General features: G+C 53.2%; 19 protein-coding genes and 1 tRNA gene. 12 read left to right on the forward strand and 8 right to left on the reverse strand.

The features are described 5' to 3' along the window. Positions 1-11 precede the first annotated feature (11 nt). Both rcsB and rcsD read right to left on the reverse strand, forming a co-directional pair. On the reverse strand, positions 12-662 hold the full coding sequence (gene rcsB / locus ABTW00_RS07725) for a response regulator transcription factor RcsB (RefSeq protein ID WP_064544005.1): 651 nt from the start codon (positions 660-662) through the stop codon (positions 12-14). 15 nt (positions 663-677) lie between these two features. Then, positions 678-3,356 carry a phosphotransferase RcsD gene (rcsD, locus tag ABTW00_RS07730; protein ID WP_065355739.1) on the reverse strand — a complete coding sequence of 893 codons (2,679 nt, stop codon included), beginning with the start codon at positions 3,354-3,356 and terminating at the stop codon, positions 678-680. An 836-nt stretch (positions 3,357-4,192) separates the two neighbouring features. On the opposite strand from rcsD, the gene ABTW00_RS07735 reads away from it, so the two are divergent. From ABTW00_RS07735 to mgtE, 6 genes are all read left to right on the forward strand, one after another. Then, positions 4,193-5,362 (forward strand): porin OmpC, encoded by a 1,170-nt coding sequence (locus ABTW00_RS07735; RefSeq protein WP_433639992.1) that lies wholly within the window; start codon positions 4,193-4,195, stop codon positions 5,360-5,362. 102 nt (positions 5,363-5,464) lie between these two features. Beyond that, positions 5,465-6,517, forward strand: coding sequence for an FAD:protein FMN transferase ApbE (gene apbE, locus ABTW00_RS07740; RefSeq protein ID WP_433639994.1), 1,053 nt, complete (start codon positions 5,465-5,467; stop codon positions 6,515-6,517). Between the two features lie 73 nt (positions 6,518-6,590). Then, positions 6,591-7,658: a bifunctional DNA-binding transcriptional regulator/O6-methylguanine-DNA methyltransferase Ada gene (gene ada / locus ABTW00_RS07745; protein WP_433639996.1), complete on the forward strand. Its 1,068-nt coding sequence runs from the start codon at positions 6,591-6,593 to the stop codon at positions 7,656-7,658. Next, positions 7,652-8,296, forward strand: coding sequence for a DNA oxidative demethylase AlkB (gene alkB, locus ABTW00_RS07750; protein WP_064544017.1), 645 nt, complete (start codon positions 7,652-7,654; stop codon positions 8,294-8,296). The genes ada and alkB overlap by 7 nt, the downstream gene beginning before the upstream one ends. Positions 8,297-8,378: 82 nt before the next feature. Next, entirely contained in the window at positions 8,379-10,022 is a 1,644-nt protein-coding gene (locus ABTW00_RS07755) for a multidrug ABC transporter permease/ATP-binding protein (RefSeq protein WP_065355733.1), read from the forward strand. 131 nt (positions 10,023-10,153) lie between these two features. Beyond that, a complete protein-coding gene (mgtE, locus tag ABTW00_RS07760; RefSeq protein WP_065355732.1) occupies positions 10,154-11,590 on the forward strand; it encodes a magnesium transporter in 1,437 nt (478 codons plus the stop codon). Here the strand turns inward: mgtE and ABTW00_RS07765 are convergent. Then, complete coding sequence (locus ABTW00_RS07765; RefSeq protein ID WP_433640000.1) at positions 11,553-12,770, reverse strand: SulP family inorganic anion transporter; 1,218 nt, start codon at positions 12,768-12,770, stop codon at positions 11,553-11,555. The two genes, mgtE and ABTW00_RS07765, sit on opposite strands and share 38 nt — an antisense overlap. Before the next feature lie 273 nt (positions 12,771-13,043). On the opposite strand from ABTW00_RS07765, the gene mqo reads away from it, so the two are divergent. Then, the gene (gene mqo / locus ABTW00_RS07770) at positions 13,044-14,696 is read left to right on the forward strand and encodes a malate dehydrogenase (quinone) (RefSeq protein WP_064544025.1); all 1,653 of its coding nucleotides are present in this window, start codon (positions 13,044-13,046) and stop codon (positions 14,694-14,696) included. Positions 14,697-14,744: 48 nt separating this feature from the next. On the opposite strand, the gene eco is transcribed toward mqo, so the two are convergent. Further along, positions 14,745-15,236, reverse strand: a complete 492-nt coding sequence (gene eco / locus ABTW00_RS07775; protein ID WP_433640003.1) for a serine protease inhibitor ecotin — start codon at positions 15,234-15,236, stop codon at positions 14,745-14,747. Positions 15,237-15,615: 379 nt separating this feature from the next. On the opposite strand from eco, the gene ABTW00_RS07780 reads away from it, so the two are divergent. The 3 genes from ABTW00_RS07780 (at position 15,616) to ABTW00_RS07790 (ending at position 17,651) form a co-directional block, all read left to right on the forward strand. Next, positions 15,616-16,263 carry a hypothetical protein gene (locus ABTW00_RS07780; protein ID WP_433640005.1) on the forward strand — a complete coding sequence of 216 codons (648 nt, stop codon included), beginning with the start codon at positions 15,616-15,618 and terminating at the stop codon, positions 16,261-16,263. 22 nt (positions 16,264-16,285) lie between these two features. Continuing rightward, positions 16,286-16,651 carry a hypothetical protein gene (locus ABTW00_RS07785; protein ID WP_164092398.1) on the forward strand — a complete coding sequence of 122 codons (366 nt, stop codon included), beginning with the start codon at positions 16,286-16,288 and terminating at the stop codon, positions 16,649-16,651. 451 nt (positions 16,652-17,102) lie between these two features. Next, complete coding sequence (locus ABTW00_RS07790) at positions 17,103-17,651, forward strand: hypothetical protein (RefSeq protein ID WP_433640007.1); 549 nt, start codon at positions 17,103-17,105, stop codon at positions 17,649-17,651. 384 nt (positions 17,652-18,035) lie between these two features. On the opposite strand, the gene ABTW00_RS07795 is transcribed toward ABTW00_RS07790, so the two are convergent. The 3 genes from ABTW00_RS07795 to ABTW00_RS07805 form a co-directional block, all read right to left on the reverse strand. Continuing rightward, a tRNA-Pro gene (locus ABTW00_RS07795) sits at positions 18,036-18,112 on the reverse strand. Positions 18,113-18,186: 74 nt separating this feature from the next. Continuing rightward, positions 18,187-19,941: an LPS biosynthesis-modulating metalloenzyme YejM gene (gene yejM, locus ABTW00_RS07800; RefSeq protein WP_433640009.1), complete on the reverse strand. Its 1,755-nt coding sequence runs from the start codon at positions 19,939-19,941 to the stop codon at positions 18,187-18,189. A gap of 18 nt (positions 19,942-19,959) precedes the next feature. Then, the gene (locus tag ABTW00_RS07805; protein WP_064544031.1) at positions 19,960-20,187 is read right to left on the reverse strand and encodes a YejL family protein; all 228 of its coding nucleotides are present in this window, start codon (positions 20,185-20,187) and stop codon (positions 19,960-19,962) included. Between the two features lie 183 nt (positions 20,188-20,370). Here ABTW00_RS07805 and yejK point away from each other — a divergent pair, with 183 nt between their 5' ends. Then, positions 20,371-21,378 (forward strand): nucleoid-associated protein YejK, encoded by a 1,008-nt coding sequence (gene yejK, locus ABTW00_RS07810; RefSeq protein WP_064544034.1) that lies wholly within the window; start codon positions 20,371-20,373, stop codon positions 21,376-21,378. 270 nt (positions 21,379-21,648) lie between these two features. Then, on the forward strand, positions 21,649-23,610 hold the full coding sequence (locus ABTW00_RS07815) for a glycosyl hydrolase family 28 protein (protein ID WP_433640012.1): 1,962 nt from the start codon (positions 21,649-21,651) through the stop codon (positions 23,608-23,610). 53 nt (positions 23,611-23,663) lie between these two features. On the opposite strand, the gene rplY is transcribed toward ABTW00_RS07815, so the two are convergent. Beyond that, positions 23,664-23,948 carry a 50S ribosomal protein L25 gene (gene rplY / locus ABTW00_RS07820; protein WP_064544038.1) on the reverse strand — a complete coding sequence of 95 codons (285 nt, stop codon included), beginning with the start codon at positions 23,946-23,948 and terminating at the stop codon, positions 23,664-23,666. Positions 23,949-23,978 lie beyond the last annotated feature (30 nt).

Here is a 23,978-nt window from a genome sequence, read left to right on the forward strand (position 1 = left end):
GGCAACAAGGTTTAGTCTTTGTCTGACGGCGACAGCGTCACGGAAGAGAGGTAGTTCAGCAGCGCGATGTCGTTTTCCACGCCCAGCTTCATCATTGCCGATTTTTTCTGGCTACTGATGGTTTTGATGCTGCGGTTGAGCTTCTTGGCAATTTCGGTCACCAGGAAACCTTCCGCGAACAGACGCAGAACTTCACTCTCTTTCGGCGACAGACGTTTATCGCCGTAGCCGCCAGCGCTGATTTTCTCCAGCAGACGAGAGACGCTTTCCGGGGTAAATTTCTTACCTTTCTGCAGGGCTGCCAGCGCTTTTGGTAGATCCGTCGGGGCGCCCTGCTTCAGCACAATCCCTTCGATATCCAGATCCAGCACGGCGCTCAGAATGGCCGGGTTGTTGTTCATGGTCAGTACAATGATCGCCAGTCCTGGGAAATGGCGTTTGATGTACTTAATCAGCGTAATGCCATCACCGTACTTGTCTCCAGGCATGGAGAGGTCGGTAATCAGCACGTGGGCATCAAGTTTTGGTAAGTTGTTAATTAGCGCGGTGGAGTCTTCAAATTCGCCTACAACGTTTACCCATTCAATCTGTTCCAGGGATTTACGGATCCCGAACAGCACAATCGGATGGTCATCGGCAATAATTACGTTCATATTGTTCATGTAAAGGCTACCTTGCTACAGCAAGCTCTTGACGTAGGCGTCAATGTCGCTGATGTATTTTTCTATGCTGGATGCATCTTTCTCACGAATAAGATGTTCAAGCGTTTCACATAACTGCTTGCCAGGTACCAGATTTAGCATGGCAAACACACCCTTAAGGCGGTGAGCTGTCTGTGCCAGTGCGGCAAAGTCCTTTGCCGCGGATTCAGTATACAGCCTGCTAACATCTTCCGGTACCGTATCAACAAACAGCGCATAATAGCCGCTGGCCTGAAGCTCGGCATTTTCATCACCACCCAACGGTGATTCCGTGACTTCTTCCTGTGCCAGTTGCTCTTCAATAAGCTGGAGCACGGCATCCTGCATCGCGTTACTCATGTTAAAGTTGACGCGCAGTTGGCCAGGGCCAATTTGGCGTACTCCAGCCTCATCATCGCTTAAAAGCAAGCCGGAAGCAGTAAGATTAGACGGATTATCAGTTAAAAACAGATCAAATTCTTGACTTGTTGCGCGTTCATCCGGGCTGATGCAGGTTGCCCCCCAGCTTTCCAGTTGACGCGTGACAATATTGCGAATTTCGTTGGAGGTGATATCCACCATGGCGACCACGTCATCGAGCAGCAGCTCTTCCGCTTCCGCATCTTCCTCGCGTACCGGCATTTTCACGTGCAGCGTATAGCGGGTACCCAGCGATTCCCGCGCCTTAATATTCAGGTGCCCGCCAAGCTTACGCGCCAGCTGATCGCACAGCCAGAAGGTGAGGGCGTTGGCCTTACCGTAGCGATCCGACTGGGTATCGTTGAGATACGGGAAGTGCAGGTTGTCGATTTCGCCATGCGACACGCCGTTGCCGGTGTCGAGAATGCGGAAGGTTAAACGTTCTTCCGCCGACTCCTCGGCGCTGATCTCAAGGGTAATTTTGCCTATCTGGGTGGTGGTGACGGCGTATTGAATCAACAGCAGCAGGATCCTGCGCAGAGCGTCGCGGTCACCGTGGCGTTGCGCTTTGGCCGGAACCTGATTGTTGATCAGTAGCTGCAGTCCTTTACGCTTGATTGACGGCAACACTTCCGGCACCACCTCATCTATCAACTCTTGCAGTGAGAATTGTGTGGTAGCGCCTTTCCAGCTGTCGTTTTCCAGCATGTTGGCCAGCTGAATTTCATCCACCAGTCGAACCAGCAGATCGGCGTGATTAGCCAGCCTCTGGCTGTCCGGAGTATTGATGTGGCTGGCTTCGTTTGCCAACGCTTTGATCGGTTGTTTCAGCGTGTCGCTGATGTTCTGCATGAACGCGGCGCGGCCCTGCTGGTTTTTCTCGTACAGCCGTTGCGCCTGCTTGAGTTTCTTGTTCACCAGCACTTCACGGTCCTGATCGCGGATGATAAAAATCTGCGTGCGCGGCGATACCTGACTGCGGAACTGGCGAATTTCATACAGTTCATTATTGATGGTGGCCTGAATCACCCCCTGATGCTGATCCGCCATGCTGGTGATGTTCTGCAGGTTCAGGTGCGGCAGCAGATGGTCGGCTATCTTGTTACTGATGACGGTGCGATTGGATTCCTGGTCGTGTACCAGCAACCCCAGCGGTAATAAAGAGACAATCTCTTCATTAATGGCTCTAAGCACGCGCAGCTCGTTATTGGTGCCGCTTGAGGAGACGCTGCTGCTGGTGCTGCCGCGCGTGGGCAGGTTACGGAAGGTGGAGTAGCCAAACAGCGCGAGTGCTAACAGGCCAATGTTCAGCAGCAGCGGTAGCATGATGTTCTGGAAGGTATCCAGCAGTAGCGTGCCGAACGGCACCTGCCACACCAGCCGCATACCGGTGGTATTCAGCGCCGACGTAATCTCGATGCGCGAGCTATTAAAGTTGATGGCAACGCTGTCGCCCGGATCTTTCTCCTGACTACGCTGGGCATTCTGCGCCGGATCGGGCTCGAGACGGAAGCTGTCCAGCGACATGGTCGGCGGCACGAGATCGTTAATCGGCAAATCGAACGCCACGACGGTCGCCAGGTGCCCGGGCTGATTAAAGGTGGTTCGCAGCGTAAAGTAGCGGCCGTTCTGCCAGGCCAGGCGTCGTAACGATGAGAAGGTTTCGCGCTCATCCAGCGTGTTGGCCTGCTGGAGCATCTCGGCGCGGCGCGAGTCGACAATGCTGCCAACCGTCGATTCTTTAAAGCCGGAAGAGAGGTCTTTGAGCGGTAGCGTAGAGATCAGAATCAGGCTGTTGTCCTGACCGTTAAGATAGTACATCGACCACGGCACGTTTTCTGCGCCCCAAAGGGTATCGAGATAGGTCGACATTCGCTGGGTAATGTCGAGCGTCGCGCTGTCGTGAGAACCGAAAATCAGCGCTTCGGTTTTACGCCGTGGTTTTTCCAGATAATAGACGTCCTGCTTCAGCCGCGTTTCCTGAAGGCCGTCGCCAGGTGCCGCATTGGTGCTGGAAGCGGCAATATTGTCGTAGATCTGCCAGGTGGTGTAGCGCCAGGTATCAATGCGCTTATGTACGGCATGTGTCATATCGACAATCTGATAGCTCTTATCTTTCAGCCATGCGTTAACCGCGCTCTGAATCATCACGCCCATCGTCACCAGCAGGACAATGATCATAAGAAGGAAGAAACGCGTGATGCTCCCCGGCAGCAGGGAAAATTTCGTCGGGCTCATCTTGTCGGACTGACTCATTGGCGTGTGTAACCCATCATAACGGCATCTGAATGAGGATATGCTCAAGCTTATAACGCGTTGAGGCATGCAAACCCTGTTTTTGTACTGCAGGCAGTATATACAAAAAATTCACCAGGATGCATCAACGAGGCAAAATCGTCGTGGGCGAGGGCGCGGTGGCCTGTATGTTGAAAAGGCGTTTTATTATTTCAGCGCAGGAGAAATTCGACATTGTGGATAATGTGTACAATTTAGCGCGTACTGTACAATTATTTACCAAACCACAAGGAAAAATAGCACTAAATAACAAGACATTAATTGTTATCGGTGTGCAATGACATTTTTTGTGCTGAAAAACGATTAGTTAATAGTCGTTATAATTTACGATGGGTAGCATACGTTGATTAAATTTGCGTAAAGAAAGGTAAAAAAAAACCGAATGCGAAGCATCCGGTTGAAATAGGGGTAAACAGACATTCAGAACTGAATGACGGTAATAAATAAAGTTAATGATGATAGCACTGACTATTTTAGTTATGGGTGAAGGTTTTGTTTTACCATTCAGTGCTATACATTTCATGTTTTTTAACTCATTGATTCAGTGTATATATTTTTTCTGTTTTTGATTATTAGTGCTATTTTTCCGGCCTTTTTGTGCTTATAAAAGTTCCCTTAAATTTACATTTAGAAACATCTATATGGACAAATGAAACATTTGAATGATTTTCGTATCATATTCCTATTGGATTATTCCTGTTTTTACAGCACAATGGGTCTGCCGACTGATTAATGAGGGTTAATCAGTAAGCAGTGGCATATATAAAGGCATATATATATAACAGAGGGTTAATAACATGAAAGTTAAAGTACTGTCCCTCCTGGTACCGGCTCTGCTGGTAGCGGGCGCAGCAAATGCGGCTGAAATTTATAACAAAGACGGCAACAAATTAGATCTGTACGGTAAAGTCGATGGCCTGCACTACTTCTCCAGCGACAACGGTTCTGACGGCGACCAATCCTACGTGCGTCTGGGCTTCAAAGGTGAAACTCAGGTTAACGACCAGCTGACCGGTTACGGCCAGTGGGAATACAACGTTCAGGCGAACAACACTGAAGGTTCTTCTGACCAGGCATGGACTCGTGTAGGCTTCGCAGGTATCCGCGTTGCTGACGCTGGTTCTTTCGACTACGGTCGTAACTACGGCGTTGTTTACGACGTAACTTCCTGGACTGACGTTCTGCCGGAATTCGGCGGCGACACCTACGGTTCTGACAACTTCATGCAATCCCGTGCTAACGGCGTTGCCACCTACCGTAACACCGACTTCTTCGGTCTGGTTGACGGCCTGAACTTTGCTCTGCAGTATCAGGGTAAAAACGGCAGCGTATCCGGCGAAGGCCAGACTGCTAACGGTCGTCAGGCTCTGAAACAGAACGGTGACGGCTTCGGCGGCTCCCTGACCTACGATCTGGGCGCAGGCTTCAGCATCGGTGGTGCGATCTCTTCTTCTAAACGTACTACTGAGCAAAACACCAGCACCTTTGCTATCAAAGATGACACTGGCGCAACTATTGGTAACAGCAAAATCTACGGTAGCGGCGACCGCGCTGAAACCTACTCTGCTGGCCTGAAATACGATGCTAACAACATCTATCTGGCAACTCAGTACACCCAGACCTACAACGCAACTCGTTTCGGCGGTTCCCCGAACGCTGGCGTTTACGGTTTTGCTGACAAAGCTCAGAACTTCGAAGTGGTTGCACAGTACCAGTTCGACTTCGGTCTGCGTCCGTCCATCGCTTACCTGCAGTCTAAAGGTAAGAACATCGACAACGGCGTACGTGACTTCGGTGACCAGGATCTCCTGAAATACATCGACCTGGGCGCGACTTACTACTTCAACAAAAACATGTCTACCTACGTTGATTACAAAATCAACCTGCTGGACAAAAACGACTTCACTCAGGCCGCTGGTATCTCTACCGATAACATCGTTGCACTGGGTCTGGTTTACCAGTTCTAATACTGTTAAGACCATTGCAAAAGGGGCCTTTGGCCCCTTTTTTTGTGCCGAATTTCAGCAAATTAGTGTACTCTTGCGCCGATTGCAGGAGGGTAATAACGGATGGAAATGACTTTTTTACGAATGGCGCTGTTGAGCGTCGTGATTCTGCTGACGGGTTGTGATAACGCCAGCGCGCCGGCAACACCCAAAGCGGCGGTGACCGTGCTGGAAGGGAAGACCATGGGCACCTTCTGGCGCGTAAGCGTGGTGGGCGTGGATAAAGCCCAGGCTGAAGCGCTCCGCAGCAAGGTACAAACCCAGCTCGATGGCGACGATCGTCTGCTGTCGACCTGGAAGAACGACTCGGCGCTGATGCGCTTTAACCACTCGCAGAGCACCACGCCGTGGCCGGTCAATGAAGCGATGGCGGATATCGTCACTGAATCGTTGCGCATTGGGCGTAAAACCCAGGGCGCGATGGACATTACCGTTGGCCCGCTGGTCAATCTCTGGGGCTTTGGCCCGGACAAACAGCCGGTCAGTACGCCAACTCAGGCGCAGATTGACGCCGCGAAAGCGCGCACCGGTCTGGACAAATTAACGGTTATCAACCGTGCGGACAGGCAGTATCTGCAAAAATCGATCCCCGATCTTTACGTCGATCTTTCTACCGTCGGCGAGGGCTATGCTGCCGATCATCTGGCGCGCCTGATGACGGAAGAAGGTATCTCCCGTTATCTGGTCTCGGTGGGGGGCGCGCTGGTGAGTCGCGGAATGAACGCCGACGGCCAGTCGTGGCGGGTCGCGATTCAAAAACCGACCGACCGGGAAAATGCGGTGCAGGCGATCGTCGATATCAACGGTCATGGCATCAGCACCTCCGGGAGCTACCGCAACTACTATGAACTCGACGGTAAACGCATTTCGCACGTGATCGATCCGCAAACCGGACGCCCGATTACTCACAAGCTGGTGTCGGTGACCGTCATTGCGCCGACCGCACTGGAAGCTGACGCCTGGGATACCGGCCTGATGGTGCTGGGGACCGAAAAAGCCCAGCAGGTGGTGCGCGAACAGGGGCTGGCAGTGTACATGATCATGAAAGAAGGCGATGGTTTTACCACCTGGATGTCGCCGCAGTTCCGCGCTTTCCTGGTCAATGGGAAAAATTAAAAAGCAAGATTGCGGGTTTTTTATTTCCTCCTTTTAGGCACTGTGGCAGTTACACTAGAAGGAGGAGCCTGTTATGACGATTGATACTCTACACAACGACGAGGCGCGCTGGCAGGCGGTTCTCGATCGCGATGCGAAAGCCGACGGTCAGTTTGTCTTTGCCGTGCTGACCACCGGTATTTTTTGCCGTCCTTCGTGCCGCGCACGTCATGCGCTGCGTCAGAACGTCCGTTTTTTCAGCGATGCCAGCGCGGCGCTAGCGGGCGGTTTTCGTCCCTGCAAACGCTGTCGGCCGGATGCGCTTTCGCCTGAGCAGCAGAAAATTGCCAAAGTGGCCCACGCCTGTCGGCTGCTGGAGCGGGATAGCCCGGTCACGCTTGATGCGTTGGCGCAGGCGGTCGCGGTCAGCCCGTATCACTTCCATCGCATGTTTAAATCCATCACTGGTTTAACGCCAAAAGCCTGGCAACTGGCGTGGCGCGCAAATCGCCTGCGTGAGGCGCTGAGCGAGGGGGAACCGGTGACGCAGGCGGTGCTGGCGGCGGGTTTCCCGTCAAGCAGCAGCTACTACCGTCATGCCGACGCGCTGCTGGGGATGACCGCACGTACTCGCCGTCGGGGTGGCGAAGCGACGGAGATTCACTATACCGTCGGTAAGTGCTCGCTAGGGCGCTGCCTGGTGGCGCTCAGTGAGCGCGGCGTTTGCGCCGTGCTGTTGGGTGACGATGAGGCTGGCCTGCTTAGCGAACTACGGCAGAGTTTTCCTGCCGCAACGCTGCTGGTTGCCGGGGCGGACGTCAGCGAGACAACCTCCGCTGTGATGGCGAGCCTCGAATCGCGCGCGGCGGCGCTGAGCTTGCCGCTGGATATCCGCGGCACCGCTTTCCAGCAGCAGGTTTGGCAGGCGCTGCGTGCCATTCCGCCCGGTGAAACCCGTAGCTACCAGCAGGTGGCAGAGGCTATCGGCAGGCCAAAGGCGGTGCGTGCGGTGGCCAGCGCCTGTGCGGCAAACCGGCTGGCGATACTGGTGCCCTGTCACCGGGTGGTGCGCGGCGACGGCAGCCTGTCGGGATACCGCTGGGGTGTGGCCCGTAAAGCCCGATTGCTCGCGCGTGAAAAAGAACAGGAGATCGAATGTTAGACTTGTTTGCCGATGAAGCGCCGTGGTCGGAACCGCTGGCGCCTGGCGCGATGATCTTGCGTCGGTTAGCGCGGGCGCACAGCACCGCGCTGCTGGCGGCTATCGAGCAGGTGGCGGCGGTTTCGCCATTTCGTCATATGGTCACGCCGGGTGGTTATACCATGTCGGTGGCGATGACCAACTGCGGCCCGCTTGGCTGGAGTACGGATCGTCATGGCTATTGCTATGCTGCCGTTGATCCACTCAGCGGAAAACCCTGGCCTGCGATGCCGGACTGCTTTCGCCAGCTGGCGCAGGAGGCGGCGAGCGGCGCGGGTTACCCCACGTTCAACCCCGATGCCTGCTTGATAAACCGCTACCAGCCGGGGGCGAAGCTATCGCTGCACCAGGATAAAGACGAGGTCCGGCTGGATGCGCCGATCGTGTCGGTTTCGCTCGGCCTACCCGCGGTGTTTCAGTTCGGTGGCCTGAATCGCAGCGATCCGCTGCAACGCGTGCTGCTTGAGCATGGCGACGTGGTGGTGTGGGGCGGTGAGTCGCGGCTGTTTTATCATGCGATTCTGCCACTCAAAGAGGGGAGCCATCCGCAGGTCGGTCCGTGGCGCTATAACCTGACCTTTCGTCGTGCCGCGGAATGACGAATAAAAATAAGAATTATTCTTGATGTAGTCTCTCAGCAGTTTACACTGCTGGCTGTTTTTTCTTGTCCTGGTCACTGTTATGGAACTTCTGTTACTTGTCTGGCGTCAGTATCGCTGGCCTTTTATCGGCGTTATCGCCTTAAGCTTGTTGAGCGCCGCGCTCGGTATCGGGCTTATCGCTTTTATTAACGTACGTCTGATTGAGACGGTGGATACCACGCTTGCCGTACTGCCGGAATTTCTTGGTCTACTGCTGCTGCTGATGGCGGTCACACTGGGTTCGCAGTTGGCGCTGACCACGCTTGGCCATCACTTTGTCTATCGCCTGCGCCGGGAATTTATCAAACGTATCCTGGATACTCAGGTGGAGCGCGTCGAGAAACTCGGCAGCGCCGCGTTACTGGCGGGGCTGACCAGCGACATCCGCGCGATCACCATTGCCTTCGTGCGGCTGCCAGAATTGGTGCAGGGGATTATTCTGACCGTGGGTTCCGCGGCCTACCTGGCGATGTTGTCGAGCAAAATGCTGCTGATTACCGCCCTGTGGATGGCGCTGACCATCTGGGGCGGTTTCGTGCTGGTGGCGCGGGTGTATAAACACATGGCGACGCTGCGTGAAACCGAAGACCGCTTGTACGACGATTACCAGACGGTGCTGGAAGGGCGCAAAGAGCTGACCCTGAACCGCGAGCGCGCGGAGTATGTCTTCGAACAAAAATTCACGCCGAATGCGAAAGACTACCGCCACCATATCGTACGGGCTGACACCTTCCATCTGAGCGCGGTCAACTGGTCGAATATTATGATGCTGGGGGCCATTGGTCTGGTGTTCTGGATGGCGAACAGTCTCGGCTGGGCCGACACCAACGTTGCCGCCACATACTCGCTTACGCTGCTGTTCCTGCGCACGCCGCTGCTGTCGGCGGTGGGCGCGCTGCCCACGCTGCTGAGCGCGCAGGTGGCGTTCAATAAGCTGAATAAATTCGCGCTGGCGCCATATCAGGAAACCTTCCCGCAGCCGACGGCGCACCCGAACTGGCAGACGCTGGAACTGCGCGACGTGACCTTCCACTATGAAGACAACACCTTCGCGGTGGGGCCGCTGAACCTGACGCTCAAGCGCGGTGAGATGGTATTCCTGATTGGCGGCAACGGCAGCGGTAAATCGACGTTGGCGATGTTGCTGACCGGACTGTATCAACCGCTATCCGGGCAGATTCTGCTGGACGGTCAGCCGCTGGCGACCGCCAGGCCGGAAGACTACCGCAAGTTATTCTCAGCGGTATTTACCGACGTTTGGCTGTTTGACCAGCTGCTGGGGCCAGAAGGGAAAACGGCGGATCCGGCGCTGGTTGAGAAATGGCTGAACCAGCTGCAGATGACGCACAAGATTACGCTGGAAGATGGACGCATTCTCGACCTCAAGCTATCGAAAGGGCAGAAGAAGCGTGTGGCGCTGCTGCTGGCGCTGGCGGAAGAACGCGACATCATTATGCTTGATGAGTGGGCGGCCGATCAGGATCCGCACTTCCGCCGTGAGTTCTATCAGATATTGTTACCGCTGATGCAACAGATGGGGAAAACCATTTTCGCTATTAGCCATGACGATCACTACTTTATTCATGCCGACCGCCTGCTGGAAATGCGTAACGGTCAGCTGAGTGAGCTGGTGGGTGAGGAGCGTGAACGCGCTTCCCGCGACGCGGTCGCCCGCACCGCCTAAGGTTTTTTTTGCCGCTCTGCCGATTTTTTCATCGTACGGGCGGCTTGTTTAAACTTTTTTACATCTCCCCGCGCTATGCTTAATTCGCCCGGCCATCCGGCTGGGCGACGTCTCACGAATAAGGATTATTCATGCCTCTGTTGAAAAAGAACAGCGCTCGTCTGCGCGATGAAGAGCGTCAGCGCCTGATCTGGCTGCTGACTACCGATAAAGCCGTGACTTCCGCGCTGCTGGGCAAACTCACGCTCGCCGAGCAGTATGATGAAGGCACGCTGGTTGACGACCTCGCCGAAGTCGGCAACTTAGTGGCGCACCTGCCGCCGCCGGATCTTGCCGATACACTGGAAGCGTTACCGTCCGAAGAGCGCCATGCATTGTGGAACATGGTCGAAGACGATCGTCGTGGGAAGGTGTTGCTGGAAGCATCGGAGAACGTCTGGGACGACCTCATCGAAGATATGAGCGACCGGGCGTTGCTCGATGCATTGCAAACGCTGGATATCGACGAACAGATTTATCTGGTGCAGCACCTGCCGCGTGACCTGACCGGACGCCTGCTGGCGTCGATGTCGCCGGAAGAGCGCGCGCGCGTACGCCAGGTGATGAACTACGCCCACGAGCAGGTGGGGTCGATCATGGAGTTCGAGGTGATTACCATTCGCCCGGACGTCACGTTGGCCTCGGTGCAGCGTTTTTTGCGCCGGTTGGGCAAAATGCCAGAAAACACCGATAAGCTGTTTGTTATCCAGCGCGATCAGACGCTGATTGGCGAGCTGGAGCTGAAAACCATTTTGCTCAATTCGGCGGATAAGCTCGTTCATGAAGTGATGGAATCTGACCCGGTCGCATTCCACCCGGAAGAAAAATCGGAAATTGTGGCGCGTACCTTCGAACGTGACAACTTGATCAGCGCCGCGGTAATTGATTCGCAGGGCAAGCTGATGGGGCGCCTGACCATCGATGAGATCGTTGACGTAGTTTATGAAGAGACCGACAGCGACCTGCGTCGCATGGGCGGCCTGAGCAGTGAAGAGGACGTATTTGCGCCAGTGACCAAAGCGGTGAAAACTCGCTGGGCGTGGCTGGCTATTAACCTTTGTACCGCGTTTATCGCCTCGCGCGTCATTGATGGTTTTGAACACACCATTTCGCAACTGGTGGCATTGGCCTCGTTAATGCCGATCGTCGCGGGCATTGGCGGTAATACCGGTAACCAGACCATCACCATGATCGTGCGCGCGCTGGCTTTACAGCATATTCAGCCGGGTAACTTCTCGTTCCTGATCCTGCGTGAGATGGGGGTAGCGTTGATTAACGGTATCGTCTGGGGCGGCATCATGGGCACCGTCACCTGGCTGCTGTACGACGACCTGGCGCTCGGCGGCGTGATGACGCTGGCGATGATCCTGAACCTGCTGGTGGCGTCGATTATGGGGGTGCTGATCCCGATGATCATGGCCAAGCTTGGGCGCGACCCGGCGGTCGGCTCAAGCGTGATGATCACCGCGATCACCGATACCGGCGGCTTCTTTATTTTTCTGGGGTTGGCGACGGTGTTTCTGCTTTAAGCTTCGCACGATGCTTCAGGCGTGCAGGCACGATCGCCATCATGATGAGCCCTGCCAGTACGCCAATCGCCAGGTTACCGGTACTGACCGTTGCGCCAACGGTAACCAGCATCACCAGCGTTTCCGGCCACGGCGCACGCTTGAGCGTCGCGGGCTGGAGGCTTGGCCAGCTAAAGGTCTTAAAGGCTACAATCACCATAATCCCCGCCAGTACCGCCATCGGGATCTTCGCCATCACTTCGCTTAATGCGGTGACCAACAGCAGCAGCACCAGCGCGGCGGCAACCGTCGAAACGCGGCTACGGCCTTTTCCCATCTCCACGTTGACGATGGTCTGACCGATCATCGCGCACCCGGCAATGCCGCCGTAGCAGCCAGCCAGCATATTGGCGATGCCGAGGCCCGCGCTTTCACGCGTTTTGTTCGAGGGGGTATGGGTGAGATCGTCCACCAGTTTAGCGGTCAGCAGCGATTCCATCAGCCCGACGAAGGCAATGCTCAGCGCGCAGGGCCAGATAATTTGTAGCGTCTCGAGGTTAAACGGCACCCGCCACTGAGTCAGCCCCGGCAGGCCGCCGCTCATGGAGCCTTCATCCCCCACGGTTGGCAGAATCTGCCCGCTGGTGACGGTAAACAGCGTCAGCAGCACGACGGCAACCAGCGGGGAAGGGATACTTTTTGTCACCCGTGGTAACCACAGTACGATCAGAATGGTGGCGGCAAACAGCGCGACGATAAGCGGACTGCGGCTCCAGAAGTGGGGCACCTGAGCAAAGAAAATGAGGATGCCGAGCGCGTTAACAAAACCGGTCATTACCGACTGGGGAATAAAGCGCATCAGTTTGGCCATGCCGCACAGGGCAAACAAAATTTGAATGATGCCAGCCAATAAAACCGCAGGTAGAATGTAGGCCACGCCGTGAACGTGGACCATCGGGCCAATCACCAGCGCAACCGAACCGGCCGCCGCCGTGACCATTGCCGGGCGTCCGCCAAGGAACGACATACTCAGACAGAGCACAACGGATGCAATCAGGCTGACTTTCGGGTCAACGCCAGCAATCACCGAAAACGAGATGACTTCAGGGATCAGTGCCAGAGCGGTAATGACGCCTGCCAGAATTTCACGGGTGAGCAGAGATGGCGAGCGCAGAATGCTCAATGATGAGGTGTTCGACATAGGTTATTCGCAGGTTATCGATGGCCGGTTTTCTATAAGCCACAGCTTCCGTGCGTACCATCACAAAGGGGGGAATAATACCGCTTCCCGTCACATTCTACTAGTACCAAATCTCATTTTCTGTACACATTTATTAAACATTTTAATAACAGATCTCAAAACTCAACTTAAATTTTAAACAATATTTAAATTTATCCGTCCTGGTGGTAACGTAACCGTACGGATGTTTTTACCTGCGTGTAACAACTCGACAGTCAAGTAAGGCCCCCTACGATGAAAAAAAAGATAGCTGTACCCAACTCACAGAAATCGGGTACCGAGAAGACTTCTGTGGCGAATAAGGCGAAGGCTCGTGCGGTTCACGAGACGGATGTATTGCTGATCGGTGGCGGAATTATGAGCGCTACGCTGGGTACGTGGCTGCAGGAGCTTGAACCAAACTGGTCGATTACCATGGTTGAGCAAATGGACAGCGTTGCGGAAGAGAGTTCAAACGGCTGGAACAATGCCGGTACCGGGCACTCGGCGCTGATGGAACTGAACTACACACCGCAGAAAGCTGACGGCTCTGTCAGCATCGAAAAAGCCATTGATATTAACGAAGCATTCCAGATTTCTCGTCAGTTCTGGGCGCATCAGGTGACACGCGGCGTGCTGACGCAGCCGAAAAGCTTTATCAACACCGTGCCGCACATGAGCTTTGTGTGGGGCGATGACAACGTCAACTTCCTGCGCGCCCGCTACCGTGCGTTGCAGAAGAGCCCGCTGTTTAACGGCATGCGCTATTCCGAAGACCACGAGCAGATCAAAGCGTGGGCGCCGCTGGTGATGGAAGGGCGCGATCCGCAGCAGAAAATTGCCGCCACCCGTACTGAGGCCGGCACCGACGTAAACTACGGCGAGATCACCCGTCAGCTAATTAATGCGCTGAAAAAGCGTGAGGGTTTTTCGCTCCAGTTAAACACCGTGGTCCGCCGTTTCCGTCGTAACGCGGATAACAGCTGGAGCGTGACGGTTTCCGACGCCAACAATAGCCATGAAAAGCGCACGATTAAAGCGAAGTTTATCTTTATTGGCGCGGGCGGCGCGGCGCTGAAGCTGCTGCAACAAACCAAAATCCCGCAGGCAAAAGAGTATGCGGGCTTCCCGGTTGGCGGTCAGTTCCTGGTGTGCGAAAACCCGGAAGTGGTGAATCACCATCTGGCGAAAGTCTATGGCCAGGCCTCCGTGGGTGCGCCGCCGATGTCGGTACCGCATATCGATACGCGTATCATTGACGGTAAACGCGTGGTGCTGTTTGGGCCGTTCGCCACTTTCTCCACGCGCTTCCTGAAAAATGGTTCGCTGTGGGACCTGCTGGCGTCCACCAACAAATCCAACATTTTGCCGATGCTTAACGTGGGTCTGGATAACTTCGATCTGGTCAAATATCTGGTGAGCCAGGTGCTGCAGAAAGATAAAGATCGTCATGCTGCGCTGCGCGCCTACTACCCGATGGCGAAAAAACAGGACTGGCGTCTGTGGCAGGCAGGCCAGCGCGTACAAATTATTAAGCGCGATGCCCGTATTGGCGGCGTGCTGCGTTTGGGCACGGAAGTGGTGAGCGACGATGAAGGCACCGTTGCCGCGCTGCTGGGGGCATCGCCTGGTGCGTCTACCGCAGCGCCTATCATGCTGGAACTGATGGAAAAAGTGTTTAAGGATAAGATGCAAACTGCCGAATGGCAGACGAAGATTCGTGCCGTGGTGCCAACCTATGGCTCAACGCTGACCGAAAATCCGCATCTGATTGAGCGAACGCTGGCCTACACCAGTGAAGTACTGGGTCTGCGTCATGAAGCGCCGCGTGACGCCGATCCGGTTCCGTCGGTTCAGGCGACGCCAAAGGCTGTCCCGGTGAAAGAGATTGCAGATATCGCGCTGTAAGCCCTATTCGCAGGCAGAAAAAAACCGGCATAATCGCCGGTTTTTTTATTAACGCACTTCGGCGTTATGCACCGTTTCCTGTGCTTCCCATACGCGGTATCTGACTTCCACGTTTTCCGGGGTATAGACGACGATTGGCAGCTTGCTGTTGTAGCGCAGCATGCCATCGTCACCCAGCGAGGCGGTGATGAATTTCCTGGTCTTTTTCTGGTCAGGACAAGCCATCATCGTTGACATCGGGCCGCTGACTTTCTCTACCACATAGTAGTCATAGCCCCAGCCTTCCAGCGTTTTGCTTTCCAGCTCGGCGCCCAGACGCTGATGGTTGCAGTCAACCTCCAGCGTTTTACCAATCAATAACTCTACCTTATAGGCCGACTCATCCTTCTGCGCCGGTAACTGAATCACCTGACGCTTCATACCTTTCTCAGCCTGCGGGTAAGGGGCGACCTTCTCCAGCGGCTGTTCTGCAGCCCAGGCACTGCTGGAAGCGCAGGCGATGGCGAGTAATGAAGCGGCAAGTTTATGTGATTTTTTCACTGTTCATCCTTTTTATCAGTTTGCAACGAAGAGAGAATAGCATTCCTGACGTGAATGGTAATCGTCTTTTACTGTATTTTGCATTAGGAATAGTTCTATATATTGATATGTTGTTCTGATCTGGTTTTTTTATCTATGTTTTTACGACTTTTGTATTTGATGATTCTACTGAGGTGCGGGCTGTCTCTTTTTTATGCTTTTCGATGAGAAATGTGCAAGGGAGGGCGAGGCCCTTACGTTGGTGTTGTTAAACCACGTAAAACTCTTACGGTGAAGTTTGAGAAGGCAACTTCCCGATTCACAAAGTATTATGATGGCTTATCACTAGGAAGTACGTATTGCTACTAATAATGTGATCTGGATCAACATTGATTAATCAATGCCCATTATTATTTCTCGTCGTTTGTTTGAAGGTGTTCAAAAAATGGTTGGTTTCGTTCTTTTTCTTCTGGCTATTGTTTTAATCATATTGATTTTCAAGCTGTTACCACGTAGTGCCTATAAATGGATCGGTTATGCCGTCTTAGCGGTGGTTGGTGTTTGCGTGATTGGTGGTGTTTGGCTCTATGTACAAAACCAACAAAATGCCGAACGTTATCGGGCAGAGCAACAGCAGGAACAGAGAGATCTCGTTACTTTCTTGAATGATGTTGATCGATGGGGGCAAGAGAACGCGAAGAAGGATAGCTCCGGCTATTACTCAATCAATACCCAACAAATCAAGCAATACGCCGCAGACCTTCACACCGCTCGGAAATATAGCTTTTATTTCTATGGAGTAACAACGCTGGGAGATAATCGAGTAACTACGACTCTTGATAAGCCTCTTAACGGAGTTAGCGAAGTGAAGATTGTTTGTGATGGGGCTTTGATGCAATCCGATTGTGAAAAAGCCGTTAAGAATGGCTACCGAGGCGGCTTCTTGCTTCACATCTACACCTTAGACGGCGGCAAAACTTTTAGCCCGACAAAAGGCTGGTTAGACCCTAAACCATGGGATAAAGAAGCCAAGCCAATTACGAATTAATATGCTAGCAGAGAATTTTATAATGATGAAAAGGATCTCCAGAGTAGGGTTATTTTCGTTGTTGGTAGTTTCTATAAGTGTATGTGCAAATCCACAGAGCGTTTACGGCGTCTATCAGGGTGAGAGTCCGAGATATGGCAAAAGATCGCTAGAGATTGGCCCGGATAAATTCAAAAATCGCGTGCGATACTGGTTTGTTAGCCCTGATGGTAGCCCTTCGGTTTATGAGGTCGCAGAGAAAATAAAACCGGGAACCTATCAACAACTCACTGTTAATAATGAAGGTGGGGCAGCACGGCTTATTTTCAAAGACGATACAGCAACTTTACAAGGCCGCTATGTTGGTAAAGTGGTTGATTCCACTGAGTTTAGGAAGATGAATAAATGAAAATTATCAGTGCCTTAGCAATCACAGTAGCTACAATGGGCATTGCTCAGACCGATGTTGTTGGAACTGTAAGCATCCCTGCAAAACGAACCATTCACTTTTAGTTCCAATGGCAATAATAAGAAAATTTAAAAAATGAGATTAATTCACTTAGTTAAATTTTTATTTTTTATTAAACAATTTGGTCACATTATCAATAAACTATAAATATAAATAACCCCGTTACATAAATTTAAAAATTAATAGGCTAATTATTATTCGTGAAATGCAATTTACATAATAACAGGGTTTTACTGGTATTACCTCTTGTTGGTTTTCCTTTTTTCCTATTGTAAAAAAAGGTATATGCAATTAGATTGCCGTTCGCCAATACTTTTGGTTTCGATAATTAAACTAGTTTGCTAGTACTTAATTTATTTATTAATACATTTATTCAACAATTGGTGATGGTATGCATATTAAACTTTCTATATTAGCTATAGCGATTTCTGCTATATCTATGTCTATTCAGGCTGAACCCTTACAAGCTCAAGCATTCAGAGATAATGCAGCCGCAAAGGCTTTTGCTTCTATTGCAGCTTCTGATTTGAACAATGCCACTCAGAAACTAAATGATGCTAAGGCAACGGGAACACAGGCAGACATTGATTCTGCTGCACAATCAGTAAGAGCTAAAACTCAAACAATGAATCTCGCTCAACAGCGTATCTCAGCAACTAGTGTTGCATTACAAAATGCTATAGCCCTGGATGCTAAAGCTGCTGCTAATGCACCTAAAGTACCACCTGCACCACCTGCACCACCTGTACCTATCAAGAAACCAGTGCATTACTTTGCTGAGTTCAAAGGTGGGAATAATGATCATTCTAATAATAGTCGTTCTCATGGGGGTAGTGGGAATGGTGGCGATAATGCACAAGCGACTCGTTCAGCAGGTGCTTTCAGTACTGGCGGTAGTCACATTGGTGGTGGGCGTACTAGTGGCGGTTTCCATTATTGATTGATTTGTGTTCTCTGATATGACCCCGCCCACTCGGTGGGGTTTCTTTTTTTCGGTGTGATGCATTTAAAAGTTATAAAAAATTGAAATCATGTTTGCAATGCTTTCATGAAAAAGTAAATACATTCTCAGTTAGGGCAATATCGCCCTGTTTATTGGAGTAGTTGAAATGGCAGATGCAGTAGAAACACCAAGCGTAGAAACAGTGGTAGCTGATGTATCGATCCGTTTAAACAGGCACAGGAAGCAGCACGTGTAGCTTTTGAAGACATTACTAACATCGGGGTGTGTTAATCAACGGGGAGCAGGTCACCCCAGTTTCACCCCACCCATGAGACGGGTATAAAAAAACCAGCCATAAGAGGCTGGTTTTCAATGTGTTTTTGGTCGGCACGAGAGGATTTGAACCTCCGACCCCCGACACCCCATGACGGTGCGCTACCAGGCTGCGCTACGTGCCGACGCATGGGAGATACTACCGCTTTTACCGCCGATTGCAAGCGGGTAACTCACTGATTGATTCATAATTAATCAATCAGTTAGCGATAAACCGTTTTTCCTCGGTCAGCACCTGTAGCAGTAAACTGAGCTGGGCTTTCTGGTCACGTATCCGGTCGCCCTCGGCGGTCCAGGTTTTATAGTGACCGTTGTGATCCAGCACCACGGTAATGGTCGGCGTGGTGATTGCCAGCGTGCTGCTATCCGCCGCAGTGACCCAGTTATGACGTCGGTTCGCGCTGAACAGATCCTGACCCTGCGAGTACTCATTGGCAGGGGTGCCAACGTGCAGCAGGCGCTGCATTAGCGTGGTCATCACATCTTTATGGTCGGTCAGCAGGTCGATACGCTGGGCCGGGGTACCAGGCCAGTGGATGACCAGCGGTACCTGTAGCTGGGCGCGCGACCAGTTGAAGCTGTTTTTCTGCCCGCTGAGCGGCACGCCGTGACCCGCGGTAATAATCACGACCGTATTCTTCAGCTTGCCAGAATCGCGCAGGGCATCCAGCACGCGGCCGATTTGCTCATCGACCTGCGCGGCGGCGCGGCCGTACTGACGGTCGCTTGCCTGGGCGTTGCTGACGTTCGTGCCGTTAAACGACACCCATGAGAACCAGCGTGTTTCATCCTGCGCATTGTTGGTTAGCCAGTTAATCCACTGGCTCGCCGTCTGGGTATCATCCTGTGATTTGCCCGGCGGCAGAGAGAAGTCGGACAGCAGTGCCTGGCGATAAATCGGGCTTTCGAAGCCGTCCGAAGAGAACAGCCCCAGCTGATATCCCTGCTGGTTGAGGGCGCTGATGAGCGCCGCCGGCACACGCGCGGCGAGCACGCCGTCCATATAGCCAGGCGAGATACCGTAGAACAGGCCAAAGATACCGCTATCGGCGGTGTTACCGGCGCTCATATGCTGGGTAAAGTTGACGTTATCGTTGGCAAAGCGTGCCAGCGACGGCATCTGCTGCTCGAAGCGCGAATAGTTCAGGCCATCGACGGTAATCAACAGCACATTCTGTCCGGCACCCATATCGCGATAGCGTAGCTCGCTGAGCGGGTATTGTACGGTGACCGCTTCAGGATCGCCTTGTTCTACCAGGCGGCGCTGATAATCCTGCGCATCGAGCAGGCCGTGTTTCTCCAGGAAGCGGCGGGCCGTCATCGGATAGGAGAGCGGCAGGTTGGCGCGCTGCATGGTGATCGGGCGATAGAAGTTGGCATCCGCCCAGATATACATCACGTGCGACGCGATAAATGAGGCAAAGAAGAACCAGGCAACCGGGCGTGCGTAGTGCCGACGACGCGTCAGACTGCGCAGCTTCTGCCAGCTCCAGGTCGCAAACAGCATTTCGACGAGCAGAATCACCGGCACGCTGATAAACATCAACTGCCAGTCGCGAGCCGTCTCATTTTGATCGGGGTTGATGACCAGCTCCCACACCACCGGGTTAAGGTGCAGGTGGAAGCGGGTAAAGACCTCGCTGTCGATGATCAACAGCGTCATGCCCGCCGTCGCCAGAATGGCGGACAGGAAGCGCATCAGGCGCTGGGACATGACGATAAAGGTCAGGGGGAACAGAATCAGCAGATAGGTGGAGAACACCAGAAAACTGAAATGCCCGACAAGGCTGATGTAGGAGAAAATCCGTCCTGCCAGCGTCGTCGGCCAGTCGGCGACAAACAGATAGCGGCTACCGAGCACCATGGCCAACAGCATGTTGAACAAGGCGAACCAGTGCCCCCAGCTAACCATCTGGGAGACCTTTTCTCGGTAAGGCTGACGATGTGTCACCATAAACTGTTGCTTGTACCCTTAGTGCGCAGGATCGCTATTAATGGAAGATTGCAGCGCCTGGGCAAAAGAACGCGCGATAGCCTGGCGCTGAGCCGGAGCTACGCTGCTGTTAATCAGGTTGGTTACCATATTGCCCAGCACCATCAGAGAAAGGTCGGTCGGAGCCTTATGTTGTTCCAGCACGTTAGCCAGCTCGCTCAGCAGCTGTTCTACGTGTTCATCACTATAGCGGGATTGTTGTGGCATAAATCGAAATCTGTCTGTTCATTAAAGGGCAGTATATTACCGTAGCAGCAGCATTTTTTCCGCTTTTTTTCGGCGTAACGCGTTATCCTTTGCGCATTATACTGCCGCGACCTCGGTAATATGCGAGTTGCACTGTTATATCGGGGATGGTTGAATACACCCGATCTTAAAGGAGAGTTTAACATGAGTCTGGATATCGACCAGATTGCTTTGCATCAGCTCGTCAAACGCGATGAGCAAAACCTGGACGTGGTGCTGCGCGACACGCTGTTGGAGCCGACTGCGCCGGTTGAAGAGATGATGGCCGAGCTGCATCGGGTGTATAGCGCTAAAAATAAAGCCTACGGCCTGTTTAACGAAGAGAGCGAGCTGGCGCAGACCTTGAAGCTACAGCGCCAGGGCGAGGAAGATTTCCTCGCATTCAGCCGCGCGGCAACGGGGCGTCTGCGCGATGAGCTAGCGAAATATCCGTTCGCTGACGGCGGTATTGTGCTGTTCTGCCACTACCGTTATCTGGCGGTAGAGTATCTGCTGGTGGCGGTGCTGAATAACCTCAGCAGCATGCGCGTCAATGAACAGCTCGATATCAGCGCGACCCACTACCTGGATATCAACCACGCGGATATCGTGGCGCGTATCGATCTCACCGAGTGGGAAACTAACCCGGAATCGACCCGCTACCTGACCTTCCTGAAAGGCCGCGTGGGCCGCAAAGTCGCCGACTTCTTTATGGACTTCCTCGGCGCCAGCGAAGGGTTAAACGCCAAGGTGCAAAACCGTGGTTTGCTGCAGGCGCTGGATGATTTCGCTGCCGAAGCGGAGCTGGATAAGAACGAACGTCAGAACGTGCGCCAGCAGGTGTATACCTACTGCAACGAACAGTTGCAAGCGGGTGAAGAGATTGAACTGGCGTCGCTGTCAAAAGAGCTGTCCGGCGTGAGCGACGTTAGCTTCAGCGAGTTTACTGCCGAAAAAGGTTACGAGCTGGCAGAGAGCTTCCCGGCGGACCGCAGCACCCTGCGTCAGTTGACCAAATTCGCCGGCAGCGGCGGTGGGTTGACGATTAACTTCGACGCGATGTTGCTGGGTGAACGTATCTTCTGGGATCCGGCAACCGATACGCTGACCATTAAAGGCACACCGCCGAATCTACGCGATCAGCTACAACGCCGGACATCAGGCAAAAGCTAATCTCTAAAGCCCGCATTAGTGCGGGCTTTGTCTATTTCCTTTCTGCGCATGGTGAGTGACCCCACTCGCAAATCCGCGATCGCTTCTTTTGTATGCAGGTTAAATCTTGACCTGACTCTCAGTTATTTCGCATGAAAATAAATAAAAATGCGTTTCATTTTAAATGCAAAATTATTTTGATTTTATAAGGGGAGCTGTTTTTACAACAGCAGCTCATGAACGCGGTTGTTTGTGCCAAATGCCGCGGAAAACTGAGAGGAAAAATAAAACATGCACAATACCTTCAGGCATTCCCGAATCGCGCTGGTTTCAGCGCTACTCTTTACAGGCCTGCTGAGCGGCTGCGACGATAGCGCTGCCGCCCTGCGTGCAGCGTCGGCAGCGCCGCAGAACGTCCAGTCGCCGGTACTGTCTGCCGACGATGGACACGTGGTACTGGTTTGGGAAAAGCCGCTCGCACAAGCAGAGAAGGTGGTTGATTATCATATCTATCGCGATGGGACCTTTATGGGGAGCGCGCGGGATAACCAGGACATTTACTCGCCAGCCAAACCCTATATCGATAACTTCTACCAGACGCTGGACGACGGCTGGCAGCAGAAAGTGGATTTGCGCACGTTTACCGCCGATGGCCTGAAAGCGGATACAGAATACCGTTTCACCGTGCGCGCCGTTTATGAGGACGGTAAAGAGTCTGCCGACAGCGCACCGATTACGCTACGAACAACCAAAATGCCGCACGTGGTGAACGTGAAAGACTTTGGCGCGGTGGGCGATGGCAAGACGTTGGATACCGCCGCGCTGCAAAAAGCGATCGACAGCTGCACCCTCGAAGCCTATCCCCAGGGATGCAAAGTCAGCGTGCGTGACGGCATATTTAAAACCGGCGCGCTGTTCCTGCATAGCGATATGACGCTGGATATTGCCGACGGCGCCACGCTGCTGGGTTCCGATAACCCGGCGGACTACCCGATGAGCAAAGGCTATTATCTCTATCCGTATACCGATAACCCGCTACCAAAACGTCCACCGTCGTTGCTTAATGCGCTGGAGGGGGATGACCGCGGCAGCTCGCATGCGGGCACCTTCCAGAATATTCGGATCGTCGGTAAAGGGAATATCGATGGTAATGGCTGGACACGGGGCATAAAGGCCGGCGGCGCGGAGTCGATTGTGGATGAGCTGGGTAACTCGCTGCCGCAGTACCGCGCCAGCAACGCGAAGAAGGTGGGGGAGGACGGCGTGCTGGCGAAATACCAGACCGAACAGGCGGTGGCGGAAGGGATGGACCGCGACAGCGCCTATAAAAACCGCCGCTCCAGCCTGATGACGTTACGCGGCGTGCGTCATCTTTATCTGGAGGGATTAACCCTTCTCAACCCGGCATTTCACGGCATCATGGTACTCGAGTCGGAGAATATCGCCTTCAACGCGCTGACGCACAAAACCTTCGACGGTAACAACGCCGACGGCATCGAGCTCGGCAACAGCCAGAACGGTTTGGTATTCAATAACTTCTTTGATACCGGCGATGATGGCATGAACTTCGCGGCGGGCTACGGCAAAGGCGTGGAGACGTTTGGCCAGAAAGCGCAAAGCGGCACGTGGATTTTCAACAACTACTTCCGTAAAGCGCACGGCGCGGTGGTGACCGGCAGCCATACCGGCGTGTGGATTGAAAAAATTGTCGCAGAAGATAACGTTATGTATCTGACCGATATCGGCCTGCGGATGAAAAGCCGGCCTTACTACGGGGGCGGGGCGCGCGATGTAGTATTCCGCAACAACGCGATGAAAGATTTAGCCAAAGAGCCGTTTATCTTCACCATCAAATACAGTGCGGATGTGAATGATACGACGCCCGCGGCGGAGCCCGCGCAGTTTCGCAACGTGACGGTCGAGAATGTGTCCGTCGACGGCACGGCGGCGAAAAAGAGTATTCTGGTGGACGGGATGACGGCTGAGGAGATGACCGCCGCGTACGGGATCGCCTATCTGCGCGACGCCTATCATCAGAATATTGCGTTTCATCGCGTGAAGTTCCGCAACACGCAGGCGAGCAGTATCACCTTCCTGCACGACAGTCAGTTTACCGATGTGACGTTTGAAAACACCGGGCAGGCCTGGCAGTTTGCGCAGGTGAACGGCATTACGCTATCGGATAGCCAGAATAACGAGGTGATTAGCGCCACCGGGAAGGAAAAAACGGTACGGGAAGCGGCGAAGAAGTAAAAAAAACGGCTCCCGATGGGAGCCGTTTTTTCGTCACGTAGACTCGCTGGCGATTAAGCGCGAACGAAGTCGATGTGAGCCAGTTTCGGCTTGAACGGGTGACGCTGCACCGCCTGAGCCTTAACTTTTTCTTCTTTACCATCAACAACGATGGTCAGAACTTCGCTGTAGAATTCAGCGTTGTTCTGCAGGTTCCACAGCTTGTCGTGATCCAGTTCAATAGCAACCGGAGCTGCTTCGCCACCATAAATGATAGCCGGGAACTTGTTAGCTGCGCGCAGGCGGCGGCTCGCACCCTTACCCTGCTCTTTACGTACTTGTGCTTCGATAGTAAACATTGAATAGCTCTCTTGATTAATCCTGCTACA

Source organism: Kluyvera georgiana, assembly GCF_050990895.1.
GTDB classification, from domain to species: Bacteria; Pseudomonadota; Gammaproteobacteria; order Enterobacterales; family Enterobacteriaceae; genus Kluyvera; species Kluyvera georgiana.

What these genes read in the sequence shown, in the direction of transcription:
- rcsB (WP_064544005.1), bottom strand. Translation starts at nt 662, where the DNA reads ATGAACAATATGAACGTAATTATTGCCGATGACCATCCGATTGTGCTG.
- rcsD (WP_065355739.1), bottom strand. Translation starts at nt 3,356, where the DNA reads ATGAGTCAGTCCGACAAGATGAGCCCGACGAAATTTTCCCTGCTGCCG.
- ABTW00_RS07735 (WP_433639992.1), top strand. Translation starts at nt 4,193, where the DNA reads ATGAAAGTTAAAGTACTGTCCCTCCTGGTACCGGCTCTGCTGGTAGCG.
- apbE (WP_433639994.1), top strand. Translation starts at nt 5,465, where the DNA reads ATGGAAATGACTTTTTTACGAATGGCGCTGTTGAGCGTCGTGATTCTG.
- ada (WP_433639996.1), top strand. Translation starts at nt 6,591, where the DNA reads ATGACGATTGATACTCTACACAACGACGAGGCGCGCTGGCAGGCGGTT.
- alkB (WP_064544017.1), top strand. Translation starts at nt 7,652, where the DNA reads ATGTTAGACTTGTTTGCCGATGAAGCGCCGTGGTCGGAACCGCTGGCG.
- ABTW00_RS07755 (WP_065355733.1), top strand. Translation starts at nt 8,379, where the DNA reads ATGGAACTTCTGTTACTTGTCTGGCGTCAGTATCGCTGGCCTTTTATC.
- mgtE (WP_065355732.1), top strand. Translation starts at nt 10,154, where the DNA reads ATGCCTCTGTTGAAAAAGAACAGCGCTCGTCTGCGCGATGAAGAGCGT.
- ABTW00_RS07765 (WP_433640000.1), bottom strand. Translation starts at nt 12,770, where the DNA reads ATGTCGAACACCTCATCATTGAGCATTCTGCGCTCGCCATCTCTGCTC.
- mqo (WP_064544025.1), top strand. Translation starts at nt 13,044, where the DNA reads ATGAAAAAAAAGATAGCTGTACCCAACTCACAGAAATCGGGTACCGAG.
- ABTW00_RS07780 (WP_433640005.1), top strand. Translation starts at nt 15,616, where the DNA reads ATGCCCATTATTATTTCTCGTCGTTTGTTTGAAGGTGTTCAAAAAATG.
- ABTW00_RS07785 (WP_164092398.1), top strand. Translation starts at nt 16,286, where the DNA reads ATGATGAAAAGGATCTCCAGAGTAGGGTTATTTTCGTTGTTGGTAGTT.
- ABTW00_RS07790 (WP_433640007.1), top strand. Translation starts at nt 17,103, where the DNA reads ATGCATATTAAACTTTCTATATTAGCTATAGCGATTTCTGCTATATCT.
- yejM (WP_433640009.1), bottom strand. Translation starts at nt 19,941, where the DNA reads ATGGTGACACATCGTCAGCCTTACCGAGAAAAGGTCTCCCAGATGGTT.
- ABTW00_RS07805 (WP_064544031.1), bottom strand. Translation starts at nt 20,187, where the DNA reads ATGCCACAACAATCCCGCTATAGTGATGAACACGTAGAACAGCTGCTG.
- yejK (WP_064544034.1), top strand. Translation starts at nt 20,371, where the DNA reads ATGAGTCTGGATATCGACCAGATTGCTTTGCATCAGCTCGTCAAACGC.
- ABTW00_RS07815 (WP_433640012.1), top strand. Translation starts at nt 21,649, where the DNA reads ATGCACAATACCTTCAGGCATTCCCGAATCGCGCTGGTTTCAGCGCTA.
- rplY (WP_064544038.1), bottom strand. Translation starts at nt 23,948, where the DNA reads ATGTTTACTATCGAAGCACAAGTACGTAAAGAGCAGGGTAAGGGTGCG.